General features: G+C 59.8%; 22 protein-coding genes. 16 read left to right on the top strand and 6 right to left on the bottom strand.

Annotated features, from left to right (window positions below; translation table 11 throughout):
* Positions 1 to 2 precede the first annotated feature (2 nt).
* Together BK662_RS17490 and BK662_RS17485 are read right to left on the bottom strand one after the other, a co-directional pair.
* Positions 3 to 719, bottom strand: a complete 717-nt coding sequence (locus BK662_RS17490; RefSeq protein WP_123359085.1) for an LrgB family protein — start codon at positions 717 to 719, stop codon at positions 3 to 5.
* Complete coding sequence (locus BK662_RS17485; protein ID WP_123359084.1) at positions 716 to 1,078, bottom strand: CidA/LrgA family protein; 363 nt, start codon at positions 1,076 to 1,078, stop codon at positions 716 to 718. Before BK662_RS17485 ends, BK662_RS17490 begins: the two co-directional genes overlap by 4 nt.
* Before the next feature lie 194 nt (positions 1,079 to 1,272).
* On the opposite strand from BK662_RS17485, the gene BK662_RS17480 reads away from it, so the two are divergent.
* From BK662_RS17480 to BK662_RS17470, 3 genes are all read left to right on the top strand, one after another.
* Positions 1,273 to 1,728 carry a MaoC family dehydratase gene (locus tag BK662_RS17480; RefSeq protein ID WP_052967098.1) on the top strand — a complete coding sequence of 152 codons (456 nt, stop codon included), beginning with the start codon at positions 1,273 to 1,275 and terminating at the stop codon, positions 1,726 to 1,728.
* Between the two features lie 113 nt (positions 1,729 to 1,841).
* Entirely contained in the window at positions 1,842 to 3,557 is a 1,716-nt protein-coding gene (locus BK662_RS17475) for a C13 family peptidase (RefSeq protein WP_123359083.1), read from the top strand.
* Between the two features lie 27 nt (positions 3,558 to 3,584).
* Positions 3,585 to 4,226, top strand: a complete 642-nt coding sequence (locus BK662_RS17470; RefSeq protein ID WP_123359082.1) for an oxidoreductase — start codon at positions 3,585 to 3,587, stop codon at positions 4,224 to 4,226.
* Positions 4,227 to 4,361: 135 nt separating this feature from the next.
* Here the strand turns inward: BK662_RS17470 and BK662_RS17465 are convergent, their stop codons facing one another.
* From BK662_RS17465 to BK662_RS17450, 4 genes are all read right to left on the bottom strand, one after another.
* Positions 4,362 to 4,646 (bottom strand): YceK/YidQ family lipoprotein, encoded by a 285-nt coding sequence (locus BK662_RS17465; protein ID WP_123359081.1) that lies wholly within the window; start codon positions 4,644 to 4,646, stop codon positions 4,362 to 4,364.
* On the bottom strand, positions 4,639 to 5,271 hold the full coding sequence (gene ubiX, locus BK662_RS17460; protein ID WP_030129554.1) for a flavin prenyltransferase UbiX: 633 nt from the start codon (positions 5,269 to 5,271) through the stop codon (positions 4,639 to 4,641). Before ubiX ends, BK662_RS17465 begins: the two co-directional genes overlap by 8 nt.
* Complete coding sequence (gene mpl, locus BK662_RS17455; RefSeq protein ID WP_008009026.1) at positions 5,268 to 6,617, bottom strand: UDP-N-acetylmuramate:L-alanyl-gamma-D-glutamyl-meso-diaminopimelate ligase; 1,350 nt, start codon at positions 6,615 to 6,617, stop codon at positions 5,268 to 5,270. The genes ubiX and mpl overlap by 4 nt, the downstream gene beginning before the upstream one ends.
* A gap of 167 nt (positions 6,618 to 6,784) precedes the next feature.
* Positions 6,785 to 8,698, bottom strand: a complete 1,914-nt coding sequence (locus BK662_RS17450; RefSeq protein ID WP_123359080.1) for a sigma-54-dependent Fis family transcriptional regulator — start codon at positions 8,696 to 8,698, stop codon at positions 6,785 to 6,787.
* A gap of 429 nt (positions 8,699 to 9,127) precedes the next feature.
* Here BK662_RS17450 and exaC point away from each other — a divergent pair, with 429 nt between their 5' ends.
* The 13 genes from exaC to BK662_RS17380 all read left to right on the top strand — a co-directional run bounded on the left by exaC (position 9,128) and on the right by BK662_RS17380 (position 24,665).
* A complete protein-coding gene (exaC, locus tag BK662_RS17445) occupies positions 9,128 to 10,648 on the top strand; it encodes an acetaldehyde dehydrogenase ExaC (RefSeq protein WP_123359079.1) in 1,521 nt (506 codons plus the stop codon).
* Positions 10,649 to 10,913: 265 nt separating this feature from the next.
* On the top strand, positions 10,914 to 12,284 hold the full coding sequence (gene eat, locus BK662_RS17440) for an ethanolamine permease (protein WP_123359078.1): 1,371 nt from the start codon (positions 10,914 to 10,916) through the stop codon (positions 12,282 to 12,284).
* Between the two features lie 202 nt (positions 12,285 to 12,486).
* On the top strand, positions 12,487 to 13,881 hold the full coding sequence (locus tag BK662_RS17430) for an ethanolamine ammonia-lyase subunit EutB (protein ID WP_123359076.1): 1,395 nt from the start codon (positions 12,487 to 12,489) through the stop codon (positions 13,879 to 13,881).
* Between the two features lie 8 nt (positions 13,882 to 13,889).
* Positions 13,890 to 14,714 (top strand): ethanolamine ammonia-lyase subunit EutC, encoded by an 825-nt coding sequence (gene eutC, locus BK662_RS17425; protein ID WP_185047147.1) that lies wholly within the window; start codon positions 13,890 to 13,892, stop codon positions 14,712 to 14,714.
* A gap of 112 nt (positions 14,715 to 14,826) precedes the next feature.
* On the top strand, positions 14,827 to 15,288 hold the full coding sequence (locus BK662_RS17420; protein ID WP_095054599.1) for a GNAT family N-acetyltransferase: 462 nt from the start codon (positions 14,827 to 14,829) through the stop codon (positions 15,286 to 15,288).
* Positions 15,289 to 15,627: 339 nt separating this feature from the next.
* Positions 15,628 to 16,284, top strand: coding sequence for a DedA family protein (locus BK662_RS17415; protein ID WP_123359074.1), 657 nt, complete (start codon positions 15,628 to 15,630; stop codon positions 16,282 to 16,284).
* A 6-nt stretch (positions 16,285 to 16,290) separates the two neighbouring features.
* Complete coding sequence (locus tag BK662_RS17410) at positions 16,291 to 17,103, top strand: M90 family metallopeptidase (RefSeq protein WP_123359073.1); 813 nt, start codon at positions 16,291 to 16,293, stop codon at positions 17,101 to 17,103.
* A gap of 113 nt (positions 17,104 to 17,216) precedes the next feature.
* Positions 17,217 to 17,744, top strand: a complete 528-nt coding sequence (gene ppa, locus BK662_RS17405; protein WP_007894323.1) for an inorganic diphosphatase — start codon at positions 17,217 to 17,219, stop codon at positions 17,742 to 17,744.
* A 237-nt stretch (positions 17,745 to 17,981) separates the two neighbouring features.
* Positions 17,982 to 18,728: a S24 family peptidase gene (locus BK662_RS17400; protein ID WP_123359072.1), complete on the top strand. Its 747-nt coding sequence runs from the start codon at positions 17,982 to 17,984 to the stop codon at positions 18,726 to 18,728.
* Between the two features lie 784 nt (positions 18,729 to 19,512).
* Positions 19,513 to 19,755, top strand: a complete 243-nt coding sequence (locus BK662_RS17395; protein ID WP_007894317.1) for an exodeoxyribonuclease VII small subunit — start codon at positions 19,513 to 19,515, stop codon at positions 19,753 to 19,755.
* A complete protein-coding gene (gene ispA, locus BK662_RS17390) occupies positions 19,752 to 20,639 on the top strand; it encodes a (2E,6E)-farnesyl diphosphate synthase (RefSeq protein WP_123359071.1) in 888 nt (295 codons plus the stop codon). The genes BK662_RS17395 and ispA overlap by 4 nt, the downstream gene beginning before the upstream one ends.
* Before the next feature lie 91 nt (positions 20,640 to 20,730).
* On the top strand, positions 20,731 to 22,629 hold the full coding sequence (gene dxs, locus BK662_RS17385; protein ID WP_123359070.1) for a 1-deoxy-D-xylulose-5-phosphate synthase: 1,899 nt from the start codon (positions 20,731 to 20,733) through the stop codon (positions 22,627 to 22,629).
* Between the two features lie 152 nt (positions 22,630 to 22,781).
* Positions 22,782 to 24,665: a TonB-dependent receptor domain-containing protein gene (locus BK662_RS17380; RefSeq protein WP_123359069.1), complete on the top strand. Its 1,884-nt coding sequence runs from the start codon at positions 22,782 to 22,784 to the stop codon at positions 24,663 to 24,665.
* Positions 24,666 to 24,727 lie beyond the last annotated feature (62 nt).

The following is a 24,727-nucleotide window of genomic DNA, read 5'->3' as shown; positions in this document are numbered from 1 at the left end:
CCTTACACCACCATCGACACCGCCAACGGCAGGAATACCGCCGTGGCCACGCCCATCAGACTCATCGCCAGTGCCGCGAAGGCACCGCACTCTTCACTTTCCTGCATCGCCACCGCAGTGCCGACCGCGTGCGCCGTCATGCCCAGCGCCATACCGCGCGCCTCAGGACTGTGGACACCAAGCCTTGTCAAAAGACTCGGCCCGAAGATCGCCCCGATCACCCCGGTGATCAACACGAACACCGCCGCCAGCGCCGCGACGCCACCAATCTGCTCCGCCACCAGCATGGCAATCGGCGAGGTGACCGATTTGGGTGCCATGGTCATCAGGATCATGTGTTCGGCACCGAACCACCAGCCCAGCAATACGCCCATGCCCGTGGCGACCACGCCACTTATCACCAGCGTAGTAAATATCGGCCAGAACAACTGCCGGATCCGCCGCAGGTTGAGGTACAGCGGCACCGCCAGTGCAACAGTGGCCGGCCCGAGCAAGATGCTCAGGATCTCGGTGCTCTTGCGGTATTCGGCGTAGCTCAGGCCGCAACCCACCAGTACACCGATAACCAGCAACATGGAGACCAGCACCGGTTGCAGAAAGATCCAGCGGGTTTTCTCGAATGCCGCCAACACCAACTGATACGCACCCAGCGTCACGCCAATGCCGAACAGCGGATGATGAATCACCGACGCCCAGGCGCCATGCCAATCGAACATCATTGGCCGTCCTCGGGATGGGCATGGTGCTTGACCATGCGCTGCATCAGCACGCCGGCAAAGGCCATGGACAACAGCAGCGACAACACCAATGCGCCAGTGATCGCCCAGAAATCCGCGGCAATGTCGGCGGCGTAAACCATCACCCCCACCGCCGGCGGCACCAGCAGCAACGGCAGGTAACGCAACAGGCTGCTGGCCGCCAGGCTCAGCGGCTCGCCGACTTGACCGCGGATAATCAGATACCCCAGCAGCAACAACAGGCCAACAATCGGCCCCGGCAGTACCGGCAAAAACAGATGATTGAGGGCGGTGCCGAGCAATTGAAAAAGCACCAGCCAGGTCAGGCCACGTAACAACATCCATCATCTCCCACGCGCGCTCCCACAAAGAAGGGGCCCGACATTATAAGCACGCCAACGCTATGAATCGGCATTCGCCAAAAGCATGGTTAGTTGACCGGAACTATTTGTCATGTTGATCTAAAGTGGTTCGCAAGGGAGGTCATCCCCCCCGCTCGAAAAACTAAAAACCGATGAACCCAAGGAGAGTCTCAATGCCCTATGTTCCAGTTGCGGAGCTCAAAGATTATGTCGGCAAGGAACTCGGACGTTCCCAGTGGCTCACCATCGATCAGGAACGCATCAACCTGTTCGCCGAAGCCACAGGCGATTATCAGTTCATCCATGTCGACCCGGTCAAAGCTGCGCAAACACCTTTTGGCAGCACCATTGCCCATGGTTTCCTGTCGTTGTCACTGATCCCCAAACTGATGGAAGACATCCTCATCCTGCCAGAAGGCGCGAAAATGGTGGTTAACTACGGCCTGGATAGCGTGCGTTTCATCCAGCCTGTGAAGGTCAATTCCAGGGTTCGACTCAAGGTCGACATGAACGAGGTCATCGAGAAGAAACCCGGCCAATGGTTGCTCAAGGCCACCGCCACGCTTGAAATCGAAGGGTCGGACAAACCGGCGTATATCGCCGAGCCACTGTCCCTCTGCTTCGTGTAAAGCATCCCGGATGCGAAGCAGCCACGCTGTTTCGCGCCGTGTCTCTGCCGTGTCCCTATAAATGCGACACATAGCTGCGGCATACTCCGTTGCCTAATTGCCCGGATCCCGCTATGCGCCCACTTGCACTCCTTGCTCTGACCCTGTTGCTCACCGCTTGCGGCGACGGCGAATCGCTGTTGCCCCCCGATGCCCGCCTGCCGGACGGCGGACGCTATCGCGGTGACCTGGTCAATGGCTTGCTGCAAGGCGAGGGCCGCATCGATTACCCGAACGGCAGCTGGTACGCCGGCCAGTTCGACAAGGGCCAATGGCATGGCCAAGGCGAATGGCACGGCAGCAACGGCGAGGTCTATCGCGGGCAATTCCAGCAAGGGCTATTCGACGGCCAAGGCACGCTGACCACCACTGGCAGCAGCTATACCGGCGGTTTCAAGGCGGGTCGACGCGAGGGTGAAGGTACCCTCAAAGAAAACGCCATGACCTACCGCGGCGAATTCAAAGCCGATCAATATTCAGGGCTCGGTCGTCTGGAACTCGAAGACGGCAGCCAGTACCAAGGTCAATTCGCCCACGGCAAACCCAACGGCGAAGGCCAGCGCAGCGATGCCAGCGGCAATCAGTTCACCGGGCATTTCGTCGACGGCCAGCTGGAAGGCAATGGCACCTTCAATAGCGCCGATGGCGATATCTATGTCGGCGGTTTCAAGAACAATCAACTGCACGGCAAGGGTCGCTACGAGAACGCCGATGGCGATGTCTGGCTGGGTCACTTCAAGGAAGGCGTGCTCAGCGGCAAGGGCGAGTTGATCGGCGCCGACGGCAGTCACTACATCGGTCAGTTCAGCGACTGGCGTTTCACCGGTAAGGGTCGCTTGAACCTGGCCGATGGCAGTTTCTATGTCGGTCAGTTCGACGGTGACAACTATCAGGGCCAAGGCACTCTGGTGCTGACCGATGGCACGGTGCAAAGCGGCACCTGGATCAATAGTCAGCGCGTGCGCGACGCCGACGGCAAGCTGCTGCCCGACCCTCTCGAACTCGGCTTGCTGGCTCAAGGTCGCTTGCTCGACGATGCACTGGCCAACGTGCCGGCCTCGACCCCGGCGGTCGAACTGTACACCTTGACCCTGGGGGGTGATGGCAAGCAGAGCGTGTTCCTGCGCGAGTCCGACTACGTCGCCAACATGCTCGCCAGCCGGTTCGGCGCCTTTGGCCAGATCCGCCTGGTCAATCATCGCGACCATCTGGGCGACCGGCCGATGGCCACCCGGGAAAACCTGCGCCGCGCCGCCCTGACCCTGGCAGAGCGCAGCGGTCCGGAAGATTTGCTGTTCATTTACCTGACCAGCCATGGTTCCAGTGAACACGAACTGGTGCTCGACCAGCCACGCATGGAACTGGCCGACCTGCCGGCCGACGAACTGGCCGCCGTCCTCGCGCCCCTGAAGAAGCGCGACAAAATCATCGTGATTTCATCCTGCTATTCCGGCGGCTTCATCCCCGCCCTAAAGGACGAACGCACGTTGATCATGACCGCCTCGCGCGCCGATCGAGTGTCCTTTGGGTGTTCGGAGGAAGCCAACTTCACATATTTCGGCGACGCGCTGTTCGCCCAGGCGCTGAATCAGACCGACGATCTGGAGCAAGCCTTCAAACTGGCCAGCGCCACCGTGGCCGAGCGTGAACTTGCCGACAGCTTCGAAGCTTCCGAGCCACAGATCTGGGCACCGAAAACCGTTCTCAGCCACTGGCAACTGTTGCGCAAACAACAGGCACGAAAGGCACTGCAAAGTGTCTCTATCAGCAAGGATGAAAAGAGCAACTAAGCTGAATAGTATCAAGGGGGAATGACTATGTACTTGACGCCTCAGCATGTATTGCTTGCCGGAGCTACCGGGTTAACCGGTGAACATTTGCTTGACCGCCTACTCAACGAGCCGACGATTACACGAGTATTGGCCCCCTCACGCCGGCCATTGGCCGAGCATCCACACCTGGAAAACCCGGTCGGCGACCCGGCGGTGTTTTTGCCGCAATTGAACGGTCGCGTCGACATTGCCTACTGCTGCCTCGGTACCACGATCAAGCAGGCAGGCTCCGAGCAAGCGTTTCGCGCGGTGGACCTGGACATGGTCGTGGCCTTCGCCAAACGTGCACGGGAAATGGGCGCACGGCACTTGATCGTGATCAGCGCCTTGGGCGCCGATCGCAGATCCTCGATTTTCTACAACCGGGTTAAAGGCGAGATGGAACACGCATTGCGCGCACAGAATTGGCCGCAGCTGACCATTTGCCGACCTTCGCTGTTGTTGGGCGATCGCGTCGAGCCGCGACTGGCCGAGAAAGTCGCCGGTCCGTTGTCGCGATTGATTCCGGGCAAGTACCACGGCATCGAAGCCTGCCAACTGGCCCGCGCCATGTGGCGTCTGGCGCTGGAAGAGCAGGATGGCGTGCGGATTGTCGAGTCGGATGAGTTGCGCAAGTTAGGTAAGTAATCTTGCGGCGTCTGATTGGACGCCATCGCGAGCAGGCTCGCTCCCACATTTGATTGGCGGCGTTCACATATTCTGTGTCCACTGAAGATCTAATGTGGGAGCGAGCCTGCTCGCGATAGAGCGCGAAGCGCTCTCCTACAATCCACCGGTCGCTTGAAAACTTACGCCAATCACCGTCAACAACGACAGCGGCAACAGCAACGTGTCGAGCAACGCACTGGCCGGCAGGTCAACACCCGGATAACTCGGCGCTTCTGCACCGAATCGGTCCATGGCGCAGCACCCGCCATTCATCGCATACAAATCCAGACGCGTCCCCGAATACACCACCGGCGCTCCAGGCTTGGCGGCATCGAGCGTGCGCGCCGTGGCGCAGCCCGCCAGTTGCAACGCCAACAGGATGACCAGCAGCTTATTCATCACTGCTCAAATGGTGTTCGCCCCAGCGCGGCAGCATGTCTTGCGGAATGTTCAGCAGATTGAGAATTCGCGCCACGACGAAGTCGATCAAGTCATCGATGGTCTGCGGCTGGTGATAGAAACCCGGTGATGCCGGCAGAATGGTTACGCCCATGTTCGACAGCTTGAGCATGTTCTCCAGATGAATGCTCGAATACGGCGCCTCGCGCGGTACCAGAATCAGCTGGCGGCGCTCCTTCAAGGTCACGTCGGCAGCCCGTTCGATCAAGTTGTTGCAGGCCCCGGTCGCGATAGCCGACAAGGTCCCGGTGGAACACGGCACCACCACCATCGCCGCTGGCGAGCCGGACCCCGAAGCCACCGGCGACATCCAGTCTTCCTTGCCATACACCCGAATCTGCCCGGCGGCGGCGCCGGTGTATTCAGTGAGGAAGGCTTGCATCATTTGCGGCTTCGACGGCAGCGAGACATCGGTCTCGGTGGCCATCACCAGTTGCGCAGCCTTGGAGATCAGGAAATGCACCTCGCGGTCTTCACGCACCAGGCAGTCGAGCAGGCGCAAGCCGTACTGGGCGCCCGAAGCGCCGGTCATCGCCAGCGTGATGCGTTCCGGGCCGTTGTTCATTGCAGCGCCTCAGCCAGTTTGCCGTGCAGGCCGCCGAAGCCGCCGTTGCTCATGATCACCACGTGAGTACCGGGCTGAGCCTGGCTCTTCACGCGCTCGATGATGCCTTCCAGTGAATCGCTGACAATCGACGGCACGGTGCATAACGCGGCGGTGGCGCCCAGGTCCCAACCGAGGTTGGCTGGCGAATACCAGATCACCTGATCGGCATCGACCACACTTTCCGGCAAGCCATCGCGGTGAGCGCCGAGCTTCATGGAGTTGGAACGCGGCTCGATGATCGCGATCAATGGTGCGTCGCCAATGCGTTTGCGCAGACCGTCGAGGGTGGTGGCGATGGCAGTCGGGTGGTGAGCGAAATCATCGTAAATGGTGATACCACGGACTTCCGCGACTTTTTCCATCCGGCGCTTCACGCTTTTGAACGCGCTCAGTGCAGCGATGCCCATCGACGGCACTACGCCGACGTGACGCGCGGCGGCCAAGGTGGCCAAGGCGTTGGCGACGTTATGCTGACCGGTCATGTCCCACTCGACCACGCCTTGAACGGCGCCTTCGAACATCACTTCGAATTTCGACCCGTCTTCACTGAGCAGTTTGACTTGCCACTGACCGCCGGCACCGGTGGTTTGCACCGGGGTCCAGCAGCCCATTTCGATCACGCGCAGCAATGCCGGCTCGGTGGTCGGATGGATCACCAGGCCTTCGCTCGGGATGGTCCGTACCAAGTGGTGGAACTGACGCTCGATGGCCGGCAGATCGGGGAAGATGTCGGCGTGATCGAACTCAAGATTGTTCAGAATCGCCGTGCGCGGACGGTAGTGAACGAATTTTGAGCGCTTGTCGAAAAACGCACTGTCGTATTCGTCGGCTTCGATCACGAAGAACGGCGTATCACCCAGACGCGCCGATACCGAGAAATTCTGCGGCACACCGCCGATCAGGAAACCCGGGCTCATGCCGGCGTGTTCCAGGACCCAGGCGAGCATGCTGCTGGTGGTGGTTTTGCCGTGAGTGCCGGCAACCGCCAGCACCCAACGACCTTGCAATACGTGATCGGCCAGCCATTGCGGGCCGGAGACGTACGGCAGGCCTTTGTTCAGGACGTACTCGACGGCCGGGTTGCCGCGGGACATGGCATTGCCGATCACCACCAGGTCCGGGGCCGGATCGAGCTGCGCCGGGTCGTAACCTTGGGTCAACTCAATGCCCTGGGCTTGCAGCTGAGTGCTCATCGGCGGATAGACGTTGGCATCGGAGCCCGTCACGTGATGGCCCAGCTCTTTGGCCAGAACCGCCATCGAACCCATGAAAGTGCCGCAAATACCAAGAATATGAATGTGCATAGTCGACCTCGTAAACATGGCCGCAGGTTAGCGTAGGGAGTGGAAAATCGCACCTTTGTTTCTGACTTGAGGACGCCTTCGCGAGCAAGCCCGCTCCCACATTGGATCTGTGTTGTTCACAAATCCAATGTGGGAGCGGGCTTGCTCGCGAATGGCCTCGATGCGATTTAACGGGCGATACCGTGTTTGCGCAGCTTTCTGTAGAGGGTATTGCGGCTGACGCCCAGCTGTTCGGCCGTGTGCGTCATGTGCCAGCGCTGCTGCTCCAGCACCGTCAGCAACGCCAGCCGCTCGGCATCGTCCAGCGGATACTCGGACGGCTCTTCAACCGCCGACGCCGGTACCGGCCGGGCCTGGCGAATCATCGCCGGCAAATCCTCCAGCCCGATTAGACCGCCGTCACACAGCGCCGCCAGGGTTCGCAGCACATTGCGCAACTGCCGCACATTTCCCGGCCAGGCAAAATCCAGCAAGGCCTGCCGCGCCGGCCCGTCGATCAATACCGTCTCTGCGCCCGCCTCTTCGGCCAGCAAAAAGTCGAGCAACTGTGATTTGTCAGCGCGCTCACGCAGCGCCGGCAATGCGACCTCCAGCCCATTGAGCCGGTAATACAAATCCTCGCGGAAACTGCCGTCCTGCACCCGTTCAAGCAGATTGCGGTGAGTGGCACTGATGATCCGCACATTGACCGATTCCGGCTCACCGCCAATCGGCACCACCTGCCGGTCTTCCAGCACTCTTAATAGCCGGGTTTGCATGCTCAGCGGCATGTCACCGATTTCATCGAGGAACAACGTCCCGCCATCGGCCTGCTGCAACTTGCCACGCATGCCTTCCTTGCGGGCACCGGTGAAGCTGCCGCCGCGATAGCCGAACAGTTCGCTTTCGATCAGGCTTTCGGGAATCGCCGCGCAATTAAGGGCAACGAAAGATTTTGCTGCCCGTAGACTGGCCTGATGCACGGCTTTGGCGAAGGCTTCCTTGCCGGAACCGGTTTCGCCGTTGATCAGCAACGGCACATCCCGCTCAAACACGCGCAAGGCCTTGCGGAAATCCTCCTGCAACGCGGCATCGCCCAGGCAAATGCCTGACAAGCGCGGACGCTCGGCAACCATCGGGCTTTGCACCACCGGCACCGGAATACTGCGCGGCTGCCCGCGCAACACGGCAAACAGCCGCCGCCCGTCACGGGTGCGCAACGGCCAACTGGCGCTGGCACCAGGGCTCGCGCGGCCGAGCAATTCATCCAGCGAGCAGTCGAAAAACGCCTCCACCGGTTTGCCCAACAGCCCACCACGAATATGCCCCAGCAAATTCAGCGCACTCTGGTTCACCGCACAGATCCGCCCTTCCCCATCGAACGCCAACAACCCTTCGCTGAACAGCCCGACGGATTCAGCCTGCAAGTGAAAACGCAGCAACCATTGATTGTCGAAGTAACGCAGGAAATAGCAGCTCTCGATCATCTTCGCCGACAGATTGACCAGGGCCATGGTGTGGAACTGGCTCTGACGCGAAACCTCGTGACGCGCCGAAGACACGTCGAGCACCGCCAGCAGCTCGCCGTGAGGATCAAACACCGGGCTCGCCGAGCAGGTCAGGCCAGTGTGACGGCCACGAAAATGTTCGTCCTGGTGAATGGTCAGGGATTGTCGCTCCACCAGGCAGGTGCCGATGCCGTTGGTGCCTTCGCAAGCTTCGCTCCAGTCGGCACCGAGCCAAAGGCCGGCGCGCTCGAAGATCTTCCGTTCGGCGGGCGCGGTGACGCAGTTGAGGATCACCCCGCGGGCGTCGGTCAGCAGCACCGCGTGGCCGGCTCCGGAAAGTTGCTGGTGGAGGCTGGTCATTTCGTTGCCGGCGATCTGCAGCACTTGCTGCAAGCGTTCACGGCTTTCCAGCACACGGCCATGTTCCAGCACCGTCGGCGCCATGGTCAGGGCCGGGTCGAGGTGATAGTCCTCAAGACAACGCAGCCAGGAACGGGCAATGGATGGATCGCTGCCAGGACCGTGCAGGTGGGATTTACCCTGGGTCACGGTCAGCACTTGCTGGGCATGGCGACTCAAATGGTTGTCGTGCATTTCTTATTATTCTCCCCGAGCGGTTTACATCGCCCCTGTAGGAGCTGCCGAAGGCTGCGATCTTTTGATCTTGAAAAATCAAAGTCAAAAGATCGCAGCCTTCGGCAGCTCCTACAGGGGTTATGCGGCAGCCATCAAAGGTGTGTAAATCCCTATGACTTAGTCATACGAGCACCGAGCATCCTCCAGCCTGACTTGCATTGCAATGTTGGCAAGACCCGCCAGTCACAGCCTGCGCCATAAACGGTACAAAGTGTCACGCGGGCTGTACCGCAAGCGTCACAAACGCCGCCCATCTGCCCGACAAAAAGCACGCAAGGCCTTGATTTACCTGACCTGCAAGGCGCTGGCCCGACCTTTGCTCTACGCTTAATGCAGCGCTTTAGCGCGTCCTCCCTTATAAGCACAAAAGCCAAGGAGAAACCCATCATGCGTTACGCTCACCCCGGTACTGAAGGCGCTATCGTTTCGTTCAAGAGCAAATACGGTAACTACATCGGCGGCGAGTTCGTCGCGCCTGTCAAAGGTCAGTACTTCACCAATACATCACCGGTCAACGGCCAACCTATTGCCGAATTCCCGCGCTCCACCGCCGAAGACATCGAAAAGGCCCTGGACGCTGCCCATGCCGCCGCCGATGCCTGGGGCGCCACGTCCGCCCAGGCTCGCTCGCTGGTCCTGCTGAAAATCGCCGATCGCATCGAACAGAACCTGGAAATGCTGGCGATCACCGAATCCTGGGACAACGGCAAGGCCGTTCGCGAAACCCTCAACGCCGACATCCCGCTGGCCGCCGACCATTTCCGCTACTTCGCCGGTTGCATCCGCGCCCAGGAAGGCAGCGCCGCCGAGATCGACGGCAACACCGTGGCCTATCACATCCATGAACCGCTGGGCGTGGTCGGGCAGATCATTCCGTGGAACTTCCCGATTCTGATGGCCGCCTGGAAACTCGCCCCGGCCCTGGCCGCCGGTAACTGCGTGGTCCTCAAACCGGCCGAGCAAACCCCGCTGGGGATCACCGTGCTGATGGAACTGATCGGCGACCTGTTGCCACCCGGCGTACTCAACGTGGTGCAAGGGTTCGGCAAAGAAGCCGGGGAAGCCCTGGCCACCAGCAAGCGCATCGCCAAGATCGCTTTCACCGGTTCGACCCCGGTTGGCTCGCACATCATGAAATGCGCCGCCGAAAACATCATTCCGTCCACCGTGGAGCTGGGTGGCAAATCGCCGAACATCTTCTTCGAAGACATCATGCAAGCCGAACCGACTTTCATCGAGAAAGCCGCCGAAGGCCTGGTGCTGGCATTCTTCAACCAGGGCGAAGTCTGCACCTGCCCGTCCCGCGCCTTGGTGCAAGAGTCGATCTACGACGAGTTCATGAAAGTGGTCATGAACAAAGTCCTGCAAATCAAACGTGGCGACCCGCTGGACACCGACACCATGGTCGGCGCCCAGGCGTCCGAGCAGCAATTTGACAAAATCCTTTCGTACCTGGAAATCGCCAAGGGCGAAGGCGCCGAACTGCTGACCGGTGGCAAGGTGGAAAAACTCGAGGGCAGCCTGGCGACCGGGTATTACATCCAGCCGACCCTGCTCAAGGGCACCAACAAGATGCGCGTGTTCCAGGAAGAAATCTTTGGCCCGGTGGTGAGCATCACTACCTTCAAGGACGAAGCCGAAGCCCTGGCCATCGCCAACGACACCGAGTTCGGCCTGGGCGCCGGTCTCTGGACCCGCGACATCAACCGGGCCTACCGCATGGGCCGTGCCATCAAGGCCGGTCGCGTATGGACCAACTGCTACCACCTGTACCCGGCGCACGCCGCGTTCGGTGGCTACAAAAAGTCCGGCGTCGGTCGTGAAACCCACAAAATGATGCTCGACCACTATCAGCAGACCAAAAACCTGCTGGTGAGCTACGACATCAATCCGCTGGGCTTCTTCTAAAAACCGGGGGCGATACAGGTAGTTCTGTATCGCCCTTCAGATAGCCATCGCGAGCAGGCTCGCTCCCACATTGGATTTGGGTCAGCCCCCCAGAGTCGATTCACCACCTAACCCTGTGGGAGCGAGCCTGCTCGCGATGGCGCCCTCAATGACACACCAATCATTGCCCTGCTGGTCTGGCACGGGCTTTGCGTGCCCGCATCACTCGAAAACGCCATACCCGAAAGTCCAACAGATCAAACAATAAAAAAGACAGAGAGGACTTATGACTTCTACTACACAGCTCAAACCCACACTCGGCACCCTGCATCTATGGGGCATTGCCGTTGGCCTGGTAATTTCCGGCGAGTATTTCGGCTGGAGTTACGGCTGGGGCACCGCAGGGACCCTGGGTTTTCTCGTCACCGCCCTGATGGTGGCGACGATGTACACCTGCTTCATCTTCAGTTTCACCGAATTGACCACCGCGATTCCCCACGCTGGCGGGCCGTTTGCCTACAGCCGTCGGGCCTTCGGTGAAAAAGGCGGACTGATCGCCGGCATTGCCACCCTGATCGAATTCGTCTTTGCGCCACCGGCAATTGCCATGGCCATCGGCGCCTACCTCAATGTGCAATACCCGGAACTGGACCCGAAGATCGCCGCTGTTGGCGCCTATTTCGTGTTCATGGGCTTGAATATCCTCGGCGTGAGCATCGCAGCCACGTTCGAACTGGTGGTCACCGTGCTGGCGGTCGCCGAGTTGCTGGTGTTCATGGGCGTGGTCGCACCGGGCTTCAGCTTCAGCAATTTCGTGCTCAATGGCTGGTCAGGTTCCAACGAATTCACCATGGCCTCGATCCCCGGCATCTTTGCGGCGATACCTTTCGCGATCTGGTTCTTCCTCGCCATTGAAGGCGCAGCCATGGCCGCAGAAGAAGCCAAGGACCCGAAACGCACGATTCCCAAGGCTTACGTCAGTGGCATTCTGACCCTGGTGTTCCTGGCCATTGGCGTCATGGTGATGGCTGGCGGTGTTGGCGACTGGCGCCAACTGTCGAACATCAACGATCCGCTGCCTCAGGCGATGAAAGCCGTGGTCGGCAATAATTCGACCTGGATGCACATGCTGGTGTGGATCGGCTTGTTCGGCCTGGTGGCGAGTTTCCACGGGATCATTCTTGGCTACTCGCGACAGTTCTTCGCCCTGGCTCGCGCCGGTTACCTGCCCAAAGGGCTGGCCAAACTCTCGCGCTTCCAGACGCCGCACCGGGCGATTCTGGCGGGCGGCGTGATCGGCATCGCGGCGATCTACAGCGACGGTCTGGTCAACCTGCAAGGCATGACGCTGACGGCTGCGATGATCACCATGTCGGTATTCGGCGCCATCGTGATGTACATCATCAGTATGCTGAGCCTGTTCAAATTGCGTAAAACCGAGCCGAACCTGGAACGCACCTTCCGCGCCCCGGGTTACCCGATCGTACCGGGGATCGCGCTGTTTCTGGCCGTTGTGTGCCTGGTGGCGATGGCGTGGTTCAACACCTTGATCGGGTGTGTGTTCCTCGGGTTCATGGCGGCCGGTTACCTGTATTTCCAACTGACTGCCAAGCAGCGTTCCGACGCGCCGGCAGATGCGATGCTCGAAGGCGTCTGAGTTGCACCGGCGCCGGGCTGATTCCCGGCGCCTGCCATATTGAAGTGCATGCAGTTCTCATGTGGGAGCGAGCCTGCTCGCGATTGCGGTCTGACATCCAAAACATGTGTTGAATGACACACTGCAATCGCGAGCAGGCTCGCTCCCACAAGGGTTCGGCGGTGCATTTGAGTTATTTATTGAATCAGGAGGACACCGTCCCATGGCCGTATTTGCCCATACCGTCGGCGCCCAGACCTACCGCTTCGACAGTCTCAAAGACGTCATGGCCAAAGCCAGCCCTGCGCGATCCGGGGACTTTCTGGCCGGCGTTGCCGCCCTCAATGATGGCGAGCGAGTGGCTGCGCAGATGGCCCTGGCTGACATCCCGCTGACTCACTTCCTGCAGGAAGTACTGATTCCTTACGAGGCCGATGAAGTTACCCGGCTGATCATCGACACTCACGATAAACAGGCTTTTAAAGCGGTCAGCCACCTCACTGTCGGTGGCTTTCGCGATTGGCTGCTCAGCGACGCCGCCGACGAACAGAGCCTGCGAGCCCTCGCTCCGGGCCTGATCCCGGAAATGGCCGCCGCCGTGTCAAAGATCATGCGCGTGCAGGATCTGGTGCTGGTGGCGCAGAAAATCCGCGTGGTCACGAAATTCCGCGGCACTCTGGGCCTGCGCGGCCGGCTCTCGACACGCCTGCAACCCAATCACCCCACCGACGAACCGGCCGGCATCGCCGCGAGCATTCTCGACGGCCTGCTGTACGGCAATGGCGACGCAATGATCGGCATCAACCCGGCCACCGACAGCATCGCTTCGATCTGCGCCATGCTGGAAATGCTGGATGCGATCATCCAGCGTTACGAAATTCCTACACAAGCCTGCGTACTGACCCACGTCACCACCTCCATCGAGGCGGTGAATCGCGGCGTTCCGCTGGATCTGGTGTTCCAGTCGATCGCTGGCACTGAAGCGGCCAACGCCAGTTTCGGCATCAACCTCAACGTTTTGCAGGAAGGCTATGACGCGGGCTTGAGCCTGAATCGCGGCACGTTGGGCCAGAATCTGATGTATTTCGAGACTGGCCAGGGTAGCGCCTTGTCGGCTAACGCCCACCACGGCATCGATCAACAGACCTGCGAAACCCGCGCCTACGCCGTGGCACGCCATTTCAAACCGTTTCTGGTAAACACCGTTGTGGGCTTCATCGGCCCGGAATACCTCTACAACGGCAAACAGATCATCCGCGCCGGTCTCGAAGACCACTTCTGCGGCAAGCTGCTGGGCGTACCCATGGGTTGCGACATCTGTTACACCAATCACGCCGAGGCCGATCAGGACGACATGGACACCCTGCTGACCCTGTTGGGCGTGGCCGGGATCAACTTCATCATGGGCATTCCCGGCTCTGACGACATCATGCTCAATTACCAGACCACGTCGTTCCACGACGCCCTCTACGCCCGGAAAACCTTAGGCCTGAAGCCGGCACCGGAGTTTGAACAGTGGCTGGCGAACATGGGCATCTTCACCCAGGCAGACGGCAAAATTCACTTCGGCGACAACCTGCCGCCGGCCTTCCGTCAAGCCATGGCGCAACTGGGATGAGTATTGAGATGGATAAACCACCTGTCGATCCGCAAAACCCATTGCTGGAACTGCGTCGCCTGACCCCTGCACGTATTGCCCTCGGTCGTACAGGCACCAGTATGCCGACCAGCGCGCAGCTGGATTTTCAGTACGCCCATGCACAGGCCCGGGATGCGGTGCATCTGCCGTTCGACCACTTGGGGCTCAGTTCGCAACTGGCCGAGCGTGGACGGGAGAGTTTGTTGCTGCACAGCGCCGCCACGGACCGGAACAGCTATCTGCAGCGCCCCGATTTGGGGCGCAAGCTGAGTGATCAGTCGGCGCAGACCCTGCGCGACTACGCACTGAGCCATCCTGGCGGGGTGGATCTGGCCGTCGTGGTGGCCGATGGCCTCTCGGCATTGGCCGTTCATCGCCATACCTTACCGTTTCTGGCGCGCATGGAGGAACAGACAGCCGCTGAGGGCTGGTCCCTGTCGCCGGTGATTCTGGTGGAACAGGGCCGAGTCGCGGTGGCTGACGAGATTGGCGAGCTGCTGGGCGCGAAGATGGTGGTCATATTGATCGGCGAACGCCCCGGCTTGAGCTCGCCAGACAGCCTGGGGTTGTATTTCACCTATAATCCCAAGGTCGGACTGACAGATGCCTATCGCAACTGCATCTCGAATGTCCGGCTCGAAGGCTTGAGTTACGGCATGGCGGCACACCGTTTGCTGTATTTGATGCGCGAAGCCTGTCGGCGGCAGTTATCGGGGGTCAGTCTGAAGGACGAAGCCCAGGTGCAGACGCTGGAGTCGGACATTGGTGCAGATATGAAAGGTAATTTCCTACTGAGCCCGTCGGATGCCTGAACCGTTTCCGCATTGCGTTTCTATTCAGGTTTCAGGCAGGATCGATGCACGGCCGCCAGGGTTTCCCGTCGCCGTCACCATGTAAGACAGCCACTTGAAGACGAGACCTACCATGCGGATTATTCAAGCGACCCTCGAACACCTCGACCTGCTGACCCCGTTGTTCGTCAAATATCGTGAGTTTTACGGTTCCCTGCCGTATCCGGACTCGTCCCGGGCGTTCCTCGAGAAACGCCTGCGGCGCAAGGAGTCGGTGATCTACCTGGCCCTGGCCGATGACGACAACAACAAACTGATGGGTTTTTGTCAGTTGTACCCCAGCTTTTCGTCTCTTTCGCTTAAACGCGTGTGGATCCTCAACGACATCTACGTCGCCGAAGACGCCCGCCGCCAGTTGGTGGCCGACAACCTGATCCGCACCGCGAAAAAAATGGCCAAGGAAACCAATGCCGTGCGCATGCGCGTTTCCACCAGCAGTAACAACGATGTCGCACAAAAAACCTACGAATCCATCGGGTTCAAGGAAGACACCGAGTTCAAGAACTATGTGTTGCCGATCAGTGAGGAGCTGTAACGCACTGAAGCCTTTGTGGCGAGGGAGCTTGCTCCCGTTCGGCTGCGCAGCAGTCGTAAACCAACCAAAGTGATTATCCTGATACACCGCGTAGTCGGACCAGGAGCGCTTCGCACTCCCAGCGGGAGCAAGCTCCTTCGCCACAAGGATTGTGCAAAGCCAACAGACCTATGGTCGACCCATCGACATCCCCCGCTACAAACTCGACGCGTTTTTCACTTGTCCCCCCGTATAATGCCCATTCTTCCGGCTCGTAAGAAAAATCACACTTAGCTGTAGTCTTACGCGAAGCCATCCGCACAGGCCTGCCGAGTCAGGCCATCACCACAGGTGCTTTCCATGGATTTCAACCCGATCGACATTATCTTGCATCTCGATGTTTACCTCGACATGCTGGTGACTAACTACGGGGCATGGATCTACGCCATTCTGTTTCTGGTGATTTTCTGCGAAACCGGTCTGGTGGTGATGCCGTTCCTGCCGGGGGATTCCCTACTGTTCATCGCGGGAGCCGTGGCGGCCGGTGGCGGCATGGACCCGGTGTTGCTGGGTGGTCTGCTGATGCTGGCGGCGATTCTTGGCGACAGCACCAACTACCTGATTGGCCGAACTGTGGGCGAACGGCTGTTCAGCAACCCGGACTCGAAAATATTCCGTCGCGACTACCTGCAGCAAACCCATGACTTCTACGACAAGCACGGCGGCAAAACCGTGACCCTGGCGCGTTTCCTGCCAATCATCCGTACCTTTGCCCCGTTCGTCGCCGGCGTTGGCAAAATGCCTTACCCACGGTTCTTTGCCTTCAGCGTCCTCGGCACCATCCTCTGGGTGGGCGGGCTGGTGACCCTCGGTTACTTCTTCGGCAACGTACCGTTCATCAAGAAAAACCTGTCGCTGCTGGTGGTGGGTATCATCCTGGTTTCGCTGCTACCGATGATCATCGGCGTGATCCGCAGCCGCCTCGCTAATGCCGCATCCAAAGCCGAACCCCGCTGACTCACGATGTGGTCCCTTAGCGCCTGGCGACGCCAGCACACCCTGGCCAGGCATCCGATTGCCGACGACATGTGGCAACGGGTGCGCCATCACCTGAGCTTTCTCGATGGCATCAGCGCAGCCGAAGACCAGTGGCTGCGGGAAGCCTGCGTGCTGTTCCTGCAAGACAAACACCTGACCGCCCTGCCCGGCGTCGAGCTTCATCAGGAGCAACGCCTGCTGCTCGCCGCCCAGGCCCAATTGCCGCTGCTGCATCTGGGCGATTTGAACTGGTATCAAGGCTTTCACGAAATCATCCTCTACCCCGACGATTTCCTCAGCCCTCAGCGCCATCGCGATGCCAGCGGCGTCGAACACGAATGGGACGGAGAACACAGCGGCGAAGCCTGGCAGCAAGGCCCGATCATTCTCGCCTGGCCCGGCGTGATGGTCAGCGGTGGCTGGGAAGGCTACAACCTGGTGATCCACGAACTCGCGCACAAACTCGACATGCTCAACGGCGACGCCAATGGCCTGCCACCGCTGCATGCCGATATGCGCGTCAGCGACTGGGCCAGGATCATGCAAGAGGCCTACAACGACCTCGACCGCCAACTGGATCGCAACCCTGACGCGCAAACCGCCATCGACCCGTACGCAGCGGAAAACCCCGCCGAGTTCTTCGCGGTCACCAGCGAATATTTTTTCAGCGCCCCGGATTTGCTGCACGAGGCTTACCCACAGGTCTATGAGCAGCTGAAGCTGTTTTACCGTCAGGATCCTTTGAGCAGGTTGCGGCAACTTCAGGCCGGAGATCCGGTCTATCAGGCACACGACTAAGGTCTACACGACCTCTGGTCCATAGCGTCGAAGGCGGAATATGCCTATAATCGCCGCCACTTTTTGGTCAATCCGGCCAAGTGTTTTTGGTCAACTAACGGGGGCACCGCCCAATGAGCTACAGCAAGATTCCGGCTGGCAAAGACCTGCCGAACGACATCTACGTCGCGATCGAGATCCCGGCCAACCACGCGCCGATCAAATACGAAATCGACAAAGACAGCGACTGCCTGTTCGTTGACCGTTTCATGGCCACCCCGATGTTCTACCCGGCCAACTACGGTTACATCCCGAACACCCTGGCCGACGACGGTGATCCCCTCGACGTGCTGGTCGTGACCCCTTACCCGGTTGCTCCAGGTTCGGTGATCCGCGCGCGTCCAGTCGGCATCCTGAACATGACCGACGACGGCGGCGGCGATGCCAAAGTGATCGCGGTTCCACACGACAAGCTGTCCCAGCTGTACGTCGACGTGAAGGAATACACCGATTTGCCTGCGCTGCTGATTCAGCAGATCGAGCACTTCTTCGCGAACTACAAAGATCTCGAAAAAGGCAAGTGGGTGAAGATCGAAGGCTGGGCCGGCGCAGATGCCGCCCGCGACGCGATCACCAAGTCGGTTGCTGCTTATAAAGGCTGAGAAGCCGCGGTAAGCTTCTAGCTGCGACGTTTGAAGAAGAACCCCGGTTGATCCGGGGTTTTTTGTGGGCGCTCCGCTCAGACACTGACCTTTAACGGTAGGTGGAACGCTTCTTGGCTTAGGTTTTTTCCTGTTTAAATTCCACTAAAAGCGTCTTACATCCAGTCTTAAATTTCCCTCGAAATTTGAACAGGTCGTTTATTCAAACCCCCATCCTGCGCCAGTAAACTCGTGTTTATGAAAAAGAACACTAGCGGCCCACGGTTTAAAGCACTCCTCGAAGCAGCAAAAATCACAACCACAGGATTTGCCGCTTTCTTCGACACGGAAGCGCAAAATGTCCATAACTGGTACACCCGAGGTGTGCCCGCCTACCGCATGGAAGAGGTCGCCAGACTACTGTCTGTAAACAGCGACTGGCTAAAAACCGGCGAAGGCCCGAAAGAATCCTCACGCCTGCGCGTGCTCGACGAGTCCGGCAACACCTTCGACGCCCAGGCCATCCGCGGCATCTACACGGTGATCGAGCCCATCGACGTCGAGCTGCCCTTCTACAAAGAAACAACCACCGCCCCGGGCTCCAACAAAACCCACGTCGTCAAAGACCCCAGCCAATCCATCCGCCTGCCCCGCAGCCATCTGGACTCCCTGGAAATCAACCACGCCGACGCTATTTGTACCCACATGATCGGCAATAGCATGGGCGAAAAGATTGAAGACGGTTCGACGCTTGCGATCGACCGCGGGCTGACTCAGGTAATCGATGGGGAGATTTATGCGATCGAGCATGACGGTATGTTGCGGATCAAATACCTGCATCGAATGCCGGGGAATGCGCTGCGATTGCGCAGCTATAACAAAGCCGAGTATCCAGACGAGATCTTCAGTGCCGAGCAGATCGACAAGCAAAACATAAGGGTATTGGGGTGGGTATTCTGGTGGTCGACGCTCAATAGACGCAGACCTTCCGTGCCCTTCCTGTAAGCACGCAACCCTGTGATCCACTGTGGCGAGGGGGCTTGCCCCCGTTCGACTGCGCAGCAGTCGCAAACCATTCACTGCGGATTCCGCAGCTGCTACACCTCAGCGCAATCGCCCTACCCCGCATGCCAAGCTGGGAATTTCTCAAAAAAATCAGTATGCTGCGCCCCACATTTGCGCATCGCCCCTTCTTCAGGCTCAGATCGCACCGACAAGGCAGATCACTTTCTCGCCAAGTCCCACAGCCGGACGCAAGATCCGGGTGTACGTTTTGAAGGCTGGCGCGGTTTACCAAAAATAAACCAAGCCAGTCCCCGAGAAGCCGGCCACAAGCCGGCTTTTTAATGCCTGAAAGATATGCTTTGACCCGCAGCCCATTGCAAATGGGTCGAGTCCAGACCGCGATATTCCCGGACGTGGGGCGACACCCTGTCGATGGCTGGTCGGTGAGCCGAATAGCATTTTTAATCGGCTCATCCCAGTTCAACTATCCCGATGACTCAATACATTAATCATGATCGACACAGTCCTGTGGCGAGGGGGCTTGTCCGAACGCCGCATCGCCCCGTTCGGCTGCGAAGCAGTCGCCAATTGCTGAATGCGGTATGCCTGAAGAAACGCGCCGTCTGGTTCAGGGGTCGCTTCGCACCCCAACGGGGGCAAGCCTCCTCACCACACAGGTCGCATTCACTCCAAAACTCATTGGCCGAAACACCCCGCTCATTTGCCCATAACCCCTATGTCTGCTAGTGTCGCGCCGGTTTAACGTCAACCGGAAATAGCCGCCATGGCCCGCAAAAAAGCTGCACTGGATTTCGAACAATCTCTCGCTGACCTGCAAACGCTGGTGGAGCGTCTGGAGAACGGCGAATTGTCGCTGGAAGACTCGCTGACCGCTTTCGAGCAGGGCATTGGTCTGACCCGCGATTGCCAGGCGGCGCTGGCTCAGGCCGAGCAGAAGGTTCAAGTGCTGCTCGAGCGTGATGGTGAGCTGGCCGAGGAACCCTTCGACGCGGATCAGCCAGAATGATTGCGGCGTATTCGGCGACCAGCCAGGCCCGCGTCAATGCTGCACTGGAAACCCTGTTCAACGCGCCAGGCCCTGAACTTGCCCGCCTCTACGAAGCCATGCGCTACAGCGTGATGAACGGCGGTAAACGCGTTCGTCCGCTGCTGGCTTATGCCGCGTGTGAAGCGCTGGGCGGCAAGGCCGAGCAAGCCAACGGCGCGGCCTGTGCGGTGGAGCTGATCCACGCCTATTCGCTGGTGCATGATGACTTGCCGGCCATGGACGATGACGATCTGCGTCGAGGCCAGCCGACTACGCATAAAAAATTCGACGAAGCCTGTGCAATCCTCGCCGGAGACGGTTTGCAGAGTCTGGCCTTCAGCGCTCTGCTCGACCCGCGCCTGAGCAGTTGCGACGCCGAAACCCGTCTGCAAATGGTCAGCGCCCTGGCGTTGGCGGCGGGCCCGGCGGGCATGGTCGGCGGGCAAGCCATCGATCTCGGTTCGGTGGGCCTGAAGCTCGATCAAAAAGCCCTTGAGTACATGCATCGGCACAAGACCGGCGCGTTGATCGAAGTCAGCGTCAAGCTCGGTGCCCTGGCCAGCGGTAATGCCGCGAAGGACGAACTGAAGTCCCTGCAGAGTTATGCACAGGCCATTGGCCTGGCATTTCAGGTCCAGGACGACATTCTCGACGTCGAAAGTGACACCGAAACCCTCGGCAAACGCCAGGGCGCCGATATCGCCCGGGACAAGCCGACCTACCCGGCCCTGCTCGGTCTTGACGCGGCCAAGGCCTATGCCCTGGAACTGCGCGACCAGGCCCTGCACGCGCTGCGACCGTTTGACGCGGCGGCCGAGCCATTGCGCGATCTGGCCCGGTACATCGTCGATCGCCGCAGCTGACGGCGTATCCGCCAAAAAAAACCAACGCGTGGGCAGGGGGCGATGCATCAGGTAAACTGCCGCATCTTTTATACCTATAACGATTCGCCTGATGCCCACGACGTTTCATGAGATTCCCCGCAAGCGCCCGACCACGCCCCTGCTCGACCGTGCCAACACGCCGGACGGCCTGCGCCGGTTAGGCGAAGCCGAGCTGGAAACCCTGGCTGATGAGTTGCGCCTGGAATTGCTCTACACGGTCGGTCAGACCGGTGGGCATTTCGGTGCCGGCCTGGGCGTGATCGAGCTGACCATCGCGTTGCATTACGTCTTCGACACCCCGGATGACCGGCTGGTGTGGGACGTGGGTCATCAGGCCTACCCGCACAAAATCCTCACCGGCCGTCGCGAGCGCATGGGCACCCTGCGCCAGAAGGACGGCGTTGCCGCCTTCCCGCGTCGTTCCGAGAGCGAGTACGACACCTTTGGCGTCGGCCACTCCAGCACCTCGATCAGTGCAGCGCTGGGCATGGCGATTGCCGCCCGCCTGCAGCACAGTGATCGCAAGGCGATTGCAGTGATCGGCGACGGCGCACTGACCGCCGGCATGGCCTTCGAGGCGCTGAACCACGCGCCGGAAGTGGACGCCAACATGCTGGTGATCCTCAACGACAACGACATGTCGATCTCGCGCAACGTCGGCGGGCTGTCGAACTATCTGGCGAAAATCCTTTCCAGCCGCACTTACGCGAGCATGCGCGAAGGCAGCAAAAAGGTCCTGTCGCGTCTGCCCGGCGCCTGGGAAATCGCCCGTCGCACCGAAGAATACGCCAAAGGCATGCTGGTCCCCGGCACGCTGTTCGAAGAGCTGGGCTGGAACTACATCGGCCCGATCGATGGCCACGACCTGCCGACCCTGATCGCCACCCTGCGCAACATGCGCGATCTGAAAGGCCCGCAATTCCTGCACGTGGTCACCAAGAAAGGCAAAGGCTTCGCTCCGGCGGAAGTCGACCCGATCGGTTACCACGCCATCACCAAACTCGAACCTGTGGATGCTCCAGTCGCCGCGCCGAAGAAAGCCGGCGGGCCAAAGTATTCCGGTGTGTTCGGTGAATGGCTGTGCGACATGGCCACGGTCGATCCGCGTCTGGTCGGGATTACTCCGGCGATGAAGGAAGGCTCCGATCTGGTGGCGTTCAGCGAGCGCTTCCCGGAGCGTTATTTCGACGTGGCGATTGCCGAGCAACACGCCGTGACCCTCGCCGCCGGCATGGCCTGCGAAGGCGCCAAACCGGTGGTGGCGATCTATTCGACGTTCCTGCAACGCGCTTACGACCAACTGATTCATGACGTCGCGGTGCAGAACCTCGACGTGCTGTTCGCCATCGACCGCGCAGGTCTGGTGGGCGAAGACGGCCCGACGCACGCGGGCAGCTTTGACCTGTCGTTCCTGCGTTGCATCCCCGGCATGCTGGTGATGACCCCGAGCGACGAAAACGAACTGCGCAAAATGCTCAGCACCGGTCACCTCTACAACGGCCCGGCGGCGGTGCGTTATCCGCGCGGCACCGGCCCGAATGCGCCGATCGCAAAAGACCTCGAACCGATTGAAATCGGCAAGGGTGTCGTCCGCCGTCAGGGCAGCAAAGTCGCCCTGCTGGTGTTTGGCGTGCAACTGGCCGAGGCACTGAAAGTCGCCGAAAAGCTGGATGCGACCGTGGTCGACATGCGTTTCGTCAAACCGCTCGACGAAGCACTGGTTCGCGACATCGCCGGCAGCCACGAGTTGTTGGTGACCGTCGAAGAGAACGCAATCATGGGCGGTGCCGGTGGCGCGGTCAGCGAGTTTCTCGCCCGCGAAAACATCCTCAAGTCGGTGCTGCACCTGGGCTTGCCGGACACCTATGTGGAGCACGCCAAGCCTGCGCAAATGCTGGCGGAGTGTGGGCTGGATGAGGCTGGGATCGAAGAAGCGGTGCGTCAACGCCTGCAGCTGCTGAACATCTAATCCTCTGACTACATGCAAAACCCTGTGGGAGCGAGCCTGCTCGCGATAGCGGTGTGTCAGTCAATTTAGATACTGACTGACACACCGCTATCGCGAGCAGGCTCGCTCCCACATTTGATTTGTGTTTATCCCAAAGCGTCAACGGACTGCCCATGAAACTCCCCCGCCTCGCCCTGGCGCTGACCCTCCTGCCGGCCGGCCAACTCTTGGCCGACACCTTCGAACGCGACCAGGCCCTGAAACTGCCGGACGTGCTGATCAGCGCCAACCGTCAGGTCGAAGCGCGCAACGACAGCAGCGCTGCCAACACGGTGTTCACCCGCGAAGACATCGACCGTCTGCAACCGAGCAGTGTCCCGGATCTGCTGCGCCGCGTACCGGGCGTACAGGTCGGGCAAACCGGTGGGCGCGGCAGCCTGCCGGGGGTCTACATTCGTGGTACCAAGTCGGCGCAAAGTCTGGTGCTGGTCGACGGCCAGCGCATCGGCAACTCGACCTCCGGCGACAGCAACCTGCAACACATCAACATCGAACAGGTCGAGCGCGTGGAGGTGTTGCGTGGTTCGCGTTCAGTGATTTACGGCAGCGATGCGATTGGCGGGGTGATCCAGATCTTCACCCGCCGTGGCGCTGAACAGGGCCTGCAACCCCGTATGCACGTTGGGGTTGGCAGCAACCAGACCTGGGAGCGCAGCCTCGGATTATCCGGCGGTAACGCGCAGACCCACTTCAACCTCGGTGCCAGCCTCGACGAAACGGCAGGCATCAATCGCACCCACCAGTCCTATCCCAGTGATGATGATCACGATGAATACCGCAATAAATCGGTCAGCTTAAGCCTGAGCCACGCCCTCACCGATGACATCGAAGTCGGCGCCAATCTGCTGGACAACCAGGGCAAAAGTGCGTTCGACAACCCGTTCGGTCGCTTCGACATGAACACCTTCGAATCGGTCCAGCAGCAGCCCTACAGCGAGTTCTCTGTGAGCAGCGTCAGCAGTTATGTCGACGCGCGGATCAATGACCGATGGAAAACCCGCGTCGAGTTCGGCCACAGCGAAAACCGTGAGAAGACGCTCGACAAGCTCAGCGACGAGCGCAGCGTGTTCAACACTTACCGCGATTCGGTGAACTGGCAGAACGACCTGACCCTCGATGAGCGCAACAGCCTGATCCTCGGCGGCGACTGGTACGAAGACCGGATCAATAGCAGCACAGCGTTCGACGAAGACAGCCGCTGGAACCGTGCAGCGTTTATCCAGCATCGCTATCAGGCCGACAGCTTCTCTACCGAACTGGGCCTGCGTCGAGACCAGAACCAGCAGTTCGGCAGCCAGAACAGCTGGAGCGGCACGTTCACCCTGCCGCTGAACCCGGACAACGATGTGCTATTGACCTACAGCGAAGGCTTCCGCGCGCCGACCTTCAACGACTTGTACTACCCGGATTTCAGCAACCCGGACCTGAAACCCGAGACCTCGAAAAGTTATGAGCTGCAATGGCGCAGCCAGATGACACAGAGCAGTCGCCTGGAAGCCTCGCTGTACCGCACCGATCTGGAAGACGCGATTATTTTCGGCAGCAACAACCGCCCGGCGAACGTCGCTTCGGCGCGGATCAACGGTTTTGAAGCGGCGTTGAAACAAGAGCTGTTCGGCTGGCAGAGCAACCTCGGCGTGGCGATCATCGATCCACGGGATCGCGACAGCGGCCACACCCTCGCCCGCCGCGCCCGTCGGACCTTGAGCCTGGACCTTGATCGGCAATTTGATCAGCTCGGCCTCGGGGCCAGTTGGCAAGCGGTGAGCAGCAGTTATGACGACGAGAACAACCAGCAGCCGTTGGGCGGATATGCGTTGTTGGGGTTGCGCAGCAGTTGGGCGCTGAATCGCGAGATCAAGCTGGAATTGAAGGTCGATAACCTGCTGGACAAGGGCTACAGCCGGGCGTTGTATAGCCATGACGGCAGTCAGTATGGGTATCGCGAGGAAGGCCGGGCGTGGATGTTCGGGGTGACCTGGACGCCAGAGCTATAGCCACAGATTAGTGGTGTTTCGCCCGGCCCTATCGCGAGCAGGCTCGCTCCCACACTGGACCG

The organism is Pseudomonas frederiksbergensis (assembly GCF_003732275.1).
Lineage (GTDB): Bacteria > Pseudomonadota > Gammaproteobacteria > Pseudomonadales > Pseudomonadaceae > Aquipseudomonas > Aquipseudomonas frederiksbergensis_H.
The sequence above is the reverse complement of the archived record's forward strand: the minus strand, read 5'-3'. Positions and strand labels throughout refer to the sequence as shown.

Bases quoted from the DNA above. Each gene is read 5' to 3' on its own strand.
- BK662_RS17490 (WP_123359085.1), bottom strand. From the start codon at position 719: ATGATGTTCGATTGGCATGGCGCCTGGGCGTCGGTGATTCATCATCCG.
- BK662_RS17485 (WP_123359084.1), bottom strand. From the start codon at position 1,078: ATGTTGTTACGTGGCCTGACCTGGCTGGTGCTTTTTCAATTGCTCGGC.
- BK662_RS17480 (WP_052967098.1), top strand. From the start codon at position 1,273: ATGCCCTATGTTCCAGTTGCGGAGCTCAAAGATTATGTCGGCAAGGAA.
- BK662_RS17475 (WP_123359083.1), top strand. From the start codon at position 1,842: ATGCGCCCACTTGCACTCCTTGCTCTGACCCTGTTGCTCACCGCTTGC.
- BK662_RS17470 (WP_123359082.1), top strand. From the start codon at position 3,585: ATGTACTTGACGCCTCAGCATGTATTGCTTGCCGGAGCTACCGGGTTA.
- BK662_RS17465 (WP_123359081.1), bottom strand. From the start codon at position 4,646: ATGAATAAGCTGCTGGTCATCCTGTTGGCGTTGCAACTGGCGGGCTGC.
- ubiX (WP_030129554.1), bottom strand. From the start codon at position 5,271: ATGAACAACGGCCCGGAACGCATCACGCTGGCGATGACCGGCGCTTCG.
- mpl (WP_008009026.1), bottom strand. From the start codon at position 6,617: ATGCACATTCATATTCTTGGTATTTGCGGCACTTTCATGGGTTCGATG.
- BK662_RS17450 (WP_123359080.1), bottom strand. From the start codon at position 8,698: ATGCACGACAACCATTTGAGTCGCCATGCCCAGCAAGTGCTGACCGTG.
- exaC (WP_123359079.1), top strand. From the start codon at position 9,128: ATGCGTTACGCTCACCCCGGTACTGAAGGCGCTATCGTTTCGTTCAAG.
- eat (WP_123359078.1), top strand. From the start codon at position 10,914: ATGACTTCTACTACACAGCTCAAACCCACACTCGGCACCCTGCATCTA.
- BK662_RS17430 (WP_123359076.1), top strand. From the start codon at position 12,487: ATGGCCGTATTTGCCCATACCGTCGGCGCCCAGACCTACCGCTTCGAC.
- eutC (WP_185047147.1), top strand. From the start codon at position 13,890: ATGGATAAACCACCTGTCGATCCGCAAAACCCATTGCTGGAACTGCGT.
- BK662_RS17420 (WP_095054599.1), top strand. From the start codon at position 14,827: ATGCGGATTATTCAAGCGACCCTCGAACACCTCGACCTGCTGACCCCG.
- BK662_RS17415 (WP_123359074.1), top strand. From the start codon at position 15,628: ATGGATTTCAACCCGATCGACATTATCTTGCATCTCGATGTTTACCTC.
- BK662_RS17410 (WP_123359073.1), top strand. From the start codon at position 16,291: ATGTGGTCCCTTAGCGCCTGGCGACGCCAGCACACCCTGGCCAGGCAT.
- ppa (WP_007894323.1), top strand. From the start codon at position 17,217: ATGAGCTACAGCAAGATTCCGGCTGGCAAAGACCTGCCGAACGACATC.
- BK662_RS17400 (WP_123359072.1), top strand. From the start codon at position 17,982: ATGAAAAAGAACACTAGCGGCCCACGGTTTAAAGCACTCCTCGAAGCA.
- BK662_RS17395 (WP_007894317.1), top strand. From the start codon at position 19,513: ATGGCCCGCAAAAAAGCTGCACTGGATTTCGAACAATCTCTCGCTGAC.
- ispA (WP_123359071.1), top strand. From the start codon at position 19,752: ATGATTGCGGCGTATTCGGCGACCAGCCAGGCCCGCGTCAATGCTGCA.
- dxs (WP_123359070.1), top strand. From the start codon at position 20,731: ATGCCCACGACGTTTCATGAGATTCCCCGCAAGCGCCCGACCACGCCC.
- BK662_RS17380 (WP_123359069.1), top strand. From the start codon at position 22,782: ATGAAACTCCCCCGCCTCGCCCTGGCGCTGACCCTCCTGCCGGCCGGC.